At 74.1% G+C, this 7544-nt stretch carries 8 protein-coding genes; 5 read left to right on the plus strand and 3 right to left on the minus strand.

Translation table 11 applies throughout. The features are described from left to right. The first annotated feature begins 86 nt into the window (after positions 1-86). Both ABD323_RS38125 and ABD323_RS38130 read left to right on the plus strand, forming a co-directional pair. On the plus strand, positions 87-800 hold the full coding sequence (locus ABD323_RS38125) for an AAA family ATPase (protein WP_344446698.1): 714 nt from the start codon (positions 87-89) through the stop codon (positions 798-800). Between the two features lie 91 nt (positions 801-891). Continuing rightward, positions 892-1710, plus strand: coding sequence for an Fpg/Nei family DNA glycosylase (locus tag ABD323_RS38130; RefSeq protein WP_344446691.1), 819 nt, complete (start codon positions 892-894; stop codon positions 1708-1710). Positions 1711-1753: 43 nt separating this feature from the next. Here ABD323_RS38130 and ABD323_RS38135 read toward each other — a convergent pair whose 3' ends face one another. The 3 genes from ABD323_RS38135 to ABD323_RS38145 all read right to left on the minus strand — a co-directional run bounded on the left by ABD323_RS38135 (position 1754) and on the right by ABD323_RS38145 (position 4961). Continuing rightward, complete coding sequence (locus ABD323_RS38135; RefSeq protein WP_344446692.1) at positions 1754-2611, minus strand: hypothetical protein; 858 nt, start codon at positions 2609-2611, stop codon at positions 1754-1756. Positions 2612-2706: 95 nt separating this feature from the next. Next, positions 2707-4119, minus strand: a complete 1413-nt coding sequence (locus tag ABD323_RS38140) for a lipase maturation factor family protein (protein WP_344446693.1) — start codon at positions 4117-4119, stop codon at positions 2707-2709. Between the two features lie 23 nt (positions 4120-4142). Continuing rightward, positions 4143-4961, minus strand: a complete 819-nt coding sequence (locus tag ABD323_RS38145; protein ID WP_344446694.1) for an SAM-dependent methyltransferase — start codon at positions 4959-4961, stop codon at positions 4143-4145. A gap of 154 nt (positions 4962-5115) precedes the next feature. On the opposite strand from ABD323_RS38145, the gene ABD323_RS38150 reads away from it, so the two are divergent. The 3 genes from ABD323_RS38150 (at position 5116) to nusB (ending at position 7301) form a co-directional block, all read left to right on the plus strand. Beyond that, on the plus strand, positions 5116-6222 hold the full coding sequence (locus tag ABD323_RS38150) for a M24 family metallopeptidase (protein WP_344446695.1): 1107 nt from the start codon (positions 5116-5118) through the stop codon (positions 6220-6222). 69 nt (positions 6223-6291) lie between these two features. Then, positions 6292-6858 (plus strand): elongation factor P, encoded by a 567-nt coding sequence (gene efp / locus ABD323_RS38155; protein ID WP_344446696.1) that lies wholly within the window; start codon positions 6292-6294, stop codon positions 6856-6858. 2 nt (positions 6859-6860) lie between these two features. Next, positions 6861-7301 (plus strand): transcription antitermination factor NusB, encoded by a 441-nt coding sequence (nusB, locus tag ABD323_RS38160; RefSeq protein ID WP_344446697.1) that lies wholly within the window; start codon positions 6861-6863, stop codon positions 7299-7301. Positions 7302-7544: the final 243 nt, after the last annotated feature.

The raw sequence follows: 7544 nt of genomic DNA on the forward strand, positions 1-7544 counted from the left end.
CATCAGCCACGCCCTGCACGCACTCTGCCGACTCGACGAGGTCCGCACCCGCGCCGCTCGCCGCGCCCCCGCCGCCCGCCGCCCACGTGCCGCCGCCCGGATCGGCCCCCAGCGCCGCCGCGGCCGTCCGCCGGGTCCCCGCGAGCGCGCCCAGCGCGGCGGCACCACCCGGTGGCACCGGCCACTTCGTGATGCCCACCGGCGCTCCGGTGCACCTGCCGGCGCACGTCCCGCAGAGCTACGCCGGCCCGGTCGCGGTGCTGCTGATCGGCCCGGCCGGCGCGGGCAAGACCACGGTGGCCCGGCAGTGGGCCGAGCGCCGCCCGACCCCCACCGCGCACATCAGCCTGGACGACGTCCGCGAGTGGGTGCAGTCCGGCTTCGCCAACCCGCAGTCCGGCTGGAACAGCGCCTCCGAGGCGCAGTACCGGCTGGCCCGGCGCACCTGCGGGTTCGCCTGCCGCAACTACCTCGCCAACGGCATCTCGTGCGTGATCGACGACGCGGTCTTCCCCGACCGCCCGGCGATCGGGCTGGGCGGCTGGAAGCGGCACATCGGACCCGGCATGATCCCGGTGGTGCTGCTGCCGGGCCTGGACACGGTGCTGGCCCGCAACGCCCGCCGCAGCGGGAACCGGCGGCTCAGCGACGAGGAGGTGGCGGTGATCCACGGCCGGATGGCCGGCTGGTACAACTCCGGGCTGCCGATCATCGACAACTCGCAGCTTGACGTGGCCGCCACCGCCGAGGCGCTGGACCGGGTGATCACCGCCCGGCCGACCGGCCGGCCGGTCCGCTGACGCCCGCCGTCGACCGCCGGGAGCGGCGCCCGCCGGCGCCCCCCGCGCCGGGGCCTTCCCCCGTCCGATTCCTACGAGAGACGACCGCGCCATGCCCGAGGGCCACATCCTGCACCGCCTCGCCGCCGAGAACCTGCGCGCCTTCGGCGGCCGCCCCCTGGCTGTCGCCAGCCCGCAGGGCCGCTTCGCCGAGGGCGCCGCGCTGCTGGACGGCCGGGAGCTGGAGAGCGCGGAGGCCGACGGCAAGCACCTCTTCCTGGGCTTCGCCCCGGGCGCCGGCGGCCGCTGGCTGCACATCCACCTCGGGCTGTACGGGGTCTTCACCTTCGGGACCGGTGCGGCGCCCGCGCCGGTGGGCCTGGTGCGGCTGCGGCTCGCGAACGGCGAGCACTACGCGGACCTGCGCGGGCCGACCACCTGCGAGCTGCTCACCTCGGCCGGCAAGGACGCGGTGCACGCCCGGCTCGGCCCCGACCCGCTGCGCGCCGACGCCGACCCGCAGCGGGCCTGGCAGCGGATCTCGCGCAGCCGCAGCACGGTGGCGGCGCTGCTGATGGACCAGAAGGTGCTCGCCGGGGTGGGCAACGTCTACCGGGCCGAGGTGCTCTTCCGGCACGGCATCGACCCGCTGCGCGCCGGGCGCGACCTGACCCGCGCCGAGTGGGAGCTGATCTGGGCCGACCTGGTGGCGCTGATGCGCGCGGGCGCGCAGGTGGGGCGGATCGACACCGTGCGGCCCGAGCACACCCCGCAGGCGATGGGCCGCCCGCCACGGGTGGACGACCACGGCGGCGAGGTCTACGTCTACCGGCGCTCGGGGCGGCCCTGCCTGGTCTGCGGCACGGAGGTGCGCACCGAGGCGCACGCGGCCCGCAACCTCTTCTGGTGCCCCGGCTGCCAGCGGCGCTGACGCCCGACCGCCCCACCGCCCCCGGCGCCCGCCAGGGCCTGTCCTAGGAACTGCTCCGGCGCGGGACCCTGGCCGGGATCCGGCCGCGCCGGGTGCCCTCCAGCACGTGGAGGTTGACCAGGGCCGGGCGCGGGCCGCCCACCAGCAGGGGCGCCCGCCCGGGCTGCCCCTCGGCCCAGGCGGCGTCGGCGACCACCAGCTCCAGCCAGGCCCTGCGTCGCGGGTCGATCCGGTCGACGGTCACCGTCGCCAGGCTGCGGCCCGCGGCGACGCTTTCCGTCCAGGTCCGCGCGGCCCGGTCCGAACGGTCGTGCCAGTAGTCGTAGTACCAGGTCGCCCGCAGGGTGACGGTCAGGGCCCCGACGGTGGTGGGGGTGCGCCGTCCGGGGGACTGTTCGGCCGGCGACCAGCGGGTCACCATCCGCCCGTCGACCGCCCGGCGCCCGGCCCTGAGCGGACGGCCGGTGCCGCGCAGCTCCCCGGCCGCCCAGTCACCGTCGCGCCGGCGGCCCGTGAGGGACTCGACGCTCAGCAGCGGCTCCAGCCGGACGGTGTCGCGGTAGCGGTCCAGCAGGGCGGCCAGCTCCTTGGCCGCCCGCGCCCGCTCCACCTCGGTGGGCACCTCGGTGGTGATCTCCTGCCGGGCGTCGCCGCGGTGCTGCCTGGCCTCCTGCAGGCTCTGCCAGATGTCGTGGCGCACGGCGGGTTTGACCCACTGGCGCAGCGAGGCCCCGGCCGCCAGGCGCTGCAGGGTGAACTCGCGTTCCTTCTCCCGCACGCGCTCCTGCTCCTGGTCGAAGAACGAGACGACCGTGACCGCCTCCTCCGCCGCCCCGGCCTGCCCCGCTGCCCCGGTCCCGCCCGCCGCCGGCCCGCCGTCCGCGCCCTCGTCCCGCCCCATCGTCGCCCTCCCCTGTCCTGGTCGTCGCGCGCGGGCACCCTAGCGGGAAACCGGCGGACGGCCCAGCGGTTTCGCCGCTCGCCCGCGCGCGCTGCTCACCCCCGGCTGACCGGCGCGAGGTACTCGCGCACCCGGGTGCGGTGCCACCAGGCGCCGTCGGCCCGGCGCTCGGCGCGGGTGGTGAAGCGGTAGCGGTACAGCACGGCCCGCACGTGGCGCGGCGGCGCGTGGGGAAAGGGGTTGTGGCCCAGCAGCCGCAGGGTGGCCGGGTCGCCCGCGAGCAGGGCGGCGACGAACGGGCGCAGCCAGGGCCGGGCGTAGCCGGGGGAGAGGGCGGCGAACCACATCAGCCAGTCCAGCCGCAGGTGGTAGGGGGCGAACTGGCGGGGCAGCCGGCGCACGTCCCCCGGTTTGCCGCGGAAGCCGTACTCGCGCCAGCGGGTGTGCGCGGTCAGCCGTTCCTCGTCGGTGCCCTCGATGACCACCTCCAGCCGGACCCGGCTGATGCTGCCGAAGGCGCCGTAGGCGTTCACCAGGTGCAGGCGGTTGTAGGAGTGGTTCATCAGCTGGTGGCGGGAGAGGAGGTTGCGGGCCGGGCGGTAGCTGAGCAGGAGCACCAGCGCCGTCGCCGCGAGCACCAGCACCTCGAACCAGACGGGCGCCGGACCGCCGCCGTCCGCCGGGACCGGCCCGCCGCCGGGCAGTCGCAGCGCGGCGAAGGCCAGGGCGATGGTCAGCCAGTTCAGCCAGGCGAAGTTGCCGGAGGCGACCAGCCAGAGCTGGGTGGCGATCACCGCGCAGGCCGCCCAGGAGGCGAACGGCTGGGGCAGGAAGAGCGCGGGCGGCACCAGCAGCTGGGCGACGTGGTTGGCGGCGACCTCGACGCGGTGCAGCGGCATCGGCAGGTGGTGGAAGAACCAGCTGAGCGGGCCGGGCATCGGCTGGGTCTCGTGGTGGTAGCGCAGGCAGCTCAGGTCGCGCCAGCAGCGGTCCCCGCGCAGCTTGATCAGCCCGGCGCCGAACTCCACCCTGAAGAGCAGCCAGCGCACCAGGTAGAGCGTCGGCGTCGGGGGTGCGACCTGGGCGTTTCCCAGGAAACAGGCCAGGAAACCCGCCTCCAGGAGCAGCGACTCCCAGCCGAAGGAGTACCAGACCTGCCCGACGTTGACGATCGACAGGTAGAGCAGCCAGAGCACGGCCCAGGCCGCGATGGCCACCCCCAGCGGCAGCACGTCGCCCGCTCCCGCCAGCAGGGCCGCGGCCAGCACCGCGCCGGTGGTGGCCACCGCGGCGAAGCCCCGGTCGCGGTAGCCGAGCCGGAAGAGGGTGGGCGCCTGCCGGAACGTGGTGCCCGCCAGGAAGCGGGGGACCGGGAGCATCCCGCGCTCGCCGATCAGCGCCCGGAACTGCCGGACCGCCGTCAGGAACCCGATCAGGTAGACGGCGGCCAGCAGTCGCAGCAGCACCAGCCGGCTCAGCGCGTAGTCGGGCGCGGTGAACCAGTGCACCGGCCCATCGGTACCACCGGCGGCTACGGCTTGCGCGCCACCGCGCCGTAGTAGTACGCGGCGTTGACGTCCACGCCCTCGGCCACCGGGCCCCAGCCGAGCACCGGCACCACGCCCGGCTCGACCAGCTCCAGGCCGGCCAGGAAGCGTCCGACCTCCGCGCGCGAGCGCGGGGTGAGGGTCACGTGCGCGTGCTCGGCGGCCGCCACCGCGATCGCCACCTCCTGGGGCGCGAAGTCACCGGTGGGGTGGGTGAGCGCCACGTAGCTGCCCGAGGGCAGCGCGTCGATCAGCGCGTGCACCATGGCCCAGGGGTCCTCGGCGTCCTTGAAGAGCATCAGGACCGCGATCAGCAGCAGGCCGATCGGCTGGTCGCGGTCGATGATCTTCGCGAAGACCGGGTGGTTCAGGATGTCGTCGGGCTTGCGCAGGTCGCCCAGGATGAACGAGGTCCGCCCGGCCGGGTGGCTGGAGATCATCGCCCGGGCGTGCGCCAGCACGATCGGGTCGTTGTCCACGTAGAGCACCCGGCTCTGCGGGGCCAGCGCCTGGGCGACCTCGAAGGTGTTGCCGGCGGTCGGGATGCCGGTGCCGACGTCCAGGAACTGGCGGATGCCGCCCTCGGTCACCAGGTGGGTGACCGCCTTGGCCAGGAACTCCCGGTTGGCCCGGGCCATCGCGCGCATGTTCGGCACGGCGGCGATGATCTGCTCGGCGAGCTCGCGGTCGGCCGGGAAGTTGTCCTTGCCGCCCAGCCAGTAGTCGTAGACCCGTGCCGAGTGGGCGACGGTGGTGTCGATCTCGGTGGGCGCCCAGTCGCCCAGCGCGTCGGTCTCGGTCACGGTGATCCTCTCGGGGGACAGTGGCCTGCTGGCCGCGCCGCGCAGCCTATATGACTGGCCGTCACGCCGTCCCCCCATCCGTGGGGTCCGCCGCGGGACCCGCCCGGCGCAGCTCGACAGGCGCCCGGGGCGCCGACTTCGTAGGCTTCGAACCATGTCCGATGCGCACGCGGCCCGCCGGGAGCGGCTCCGAGAGCACTGCAGCGCCGGCGGTACGGACGCGGTGCTGGTCACCAGGCCCGCCAACGTCCAGTACCTCACCGGTTGCGAGCCGTGCGGGGCCACCCTGCTGCTCACCCGCGAGCGCGCCCTGCTCGTGCTGCCCGCCGACCTGCCGCCCGACGACACCGGCGAGCACGCCCACGCGCCCGACCTGCCGCGCCTGGGTGCCGAGCCCGAACAGGACACCGTCGAGAGCGCCGCGGCCGCCGCCGCCTCGCTGGGCGTGGCCGACCTCGCGGTGGAGGAGCACGACCTGACCGTCAGCCGCCACCGGGCGGTGGCCGCGCTCACCGCGGGCGTCCGGCTGGCCGACCTGCGCCAGGTGGTGGAGCGGATGCGGGTGGTCAAGGACGAGCAGGAGATCGGCGAGCTGCGGATCGCCGCCGAGATCGCCGACCAGGCGCTCGGCGAGCTGCTGGAGTCGATCCTGGTGGGCCGTACCGAGCGGCACCTGGCGATGGAGCTCGAACGGCGGATGATCGACCACGGCGCGGACCGGGCCGCCTTCCCGGTCTCGGTGGGCACCGGCGCGCACTCCGGGCGGATCACCCACGCGCCCACCGACCGCCGGGTCGAGGAGGGCGACTTCCTGACCGTCTCGCTCGGCGCGCGCTACCGCGGGTACGCGGTCTCCACCACCCGGACCTTCGTGATCGGGGCGGCCCCCGCGCCCTGGCAGGTGGAGCTGCACCGGCTGGTCTTCGAGGCCCAGCGGGCCGGCCGGGAGGCGTTGTGCCCCGGCGCGCCGGGCAGCGCGCCCGACCGTGCGGCCCGCGACATCCTGCAGGCGGCCGGTCACGTCGAGGCCCGGCCCAGACCGTTCGGACACGGTGTCGGGCTCGAGGTTCGGGAGGCGCCGCAGATCGGACCCGCCGAGACGGGTAAACTGGACAATCGCGTGCCGGTCACCGTCGGTCCCGGGGTTCATCTCCCAGGTCGCGGCGGCGTCCGGATCGAGGACACGCTCGTCGTACGCCCCCTCGAAGAGGGCGGGCCCGAGCTGCTCACCATCACTACCAAGGAGCTCCTCGCCCTGTGACCCCGCCCCGGCGGGGGCAGGCCGCACACCTTGGTTCCTTGACAGCTAGATGCAGGAGTAAGTGCGCCCGTGGCTTCCACGAACGATCTCAAGAACGGCATGGTCCTCAAGCTCGACAACGACCAGCTCTGGTCCGTGGTCGAGTTCCAGCACGTCAAGCCGGGCAAGGGCCCTGCCTTCGTGCGCACCAAGCTCAAGCACGTGCTGAGCGGCAAGGTCGTCGACAAGACGTTCAACGCGGGGACCAAGGTCGAGACCGCCAATGTCGACAAGCGCGGCATGCAGTTCTCGTACAAGGACGGCGAGCAGTTCGTCTTCATGGACACCGACACCTACGACCAGGTCTTCGTCGACCCCAAGGTCGTCGGCAGCGCGTCGGACTACCTGCTGGAGGGCTTCGAGGCCCTGGTGGCGATGTACGAGGGCAGCCCGCTCTACATCGAGCTGCCGGCCTCGGTCGAGCTCGTCGTCCAGCACACCGAGCCGGGCCTGCAGGGCGACCGCTCGACCGGTGGCACCAAGCCCGCCACGCTGGAGACCGGCGCCGAGATCGGCGTCCCGCTCTTCATCACGACCGGCGAGAAGATCAAGGTCGACACCCGCGACGGCAGCTACCTCGGCCGGGTGAACAACTAACCGTGTCGGCCGCACGCAGTAAGGCCCGCACGCGCGCCTTCCAGATCCTCTTCGAGGCCGACCACCGGGAGGTCGACCCGCTGTCGGTGCTCGCCGGCTGGGTGGCTCGCGCACGCGAGCCCAAGCCGGACGAGGGCGTCCCGCAGGTCGCCGAGTACACCATGCAGCTGGTCGAGGGCTACGTGAAGCACGCCCGTCGGATCGACGAGCTGATCTCCACGTACGCGGTCGGCTGGACGCTGGACCGGATGCCGATCGCGGACCGCAACGTCCTGCGGCTCGGTGCCTACGAGCTGATCTGGGAGGACGGCGTCCCGGACGCGGTCGTCCTGGACGAGGCGGTGGAGATCGCCAAGGAGTACTCGACGGACGACTCGCCGGCCTTCGTGAACGGCCTGCTGGCCCGTTTCATGGAGCTCAAGCCGAGCATCCGCCGGGACTGAGGCCGCTCGGTCCCGCAAGCACCGCACTCGCACCCTTCGATGGCCGCTGGACCTTCCGGTCCGGCGGCCATCGCGCGTATGTTGTTACTCATCAGTAGCATCCCGAAGGGCGCCACCCCATGACGACTGTGACCGCGGCCACCAGCGAGTTCGACCAGGCCATCGCCCTCACCCGCGACCCCGGCGCGCCGGGTCTGCACCGCGGTGAGCTGAGCGCCGGCTGGCAGATCGGCGGCGGCATCA

The sequence above is a fragment of the Kitasatospora nipponensis genome, from assembly GCF_039528135.1.
In the GTDB taxonomy this organism is placed as follows: domain Bacteria; phylum Actinomycetota; class Actinomycetes; order Streptomycetales; family Streptomycetaceae; genus Kitasatospora; species Kitasatospora nipponensis.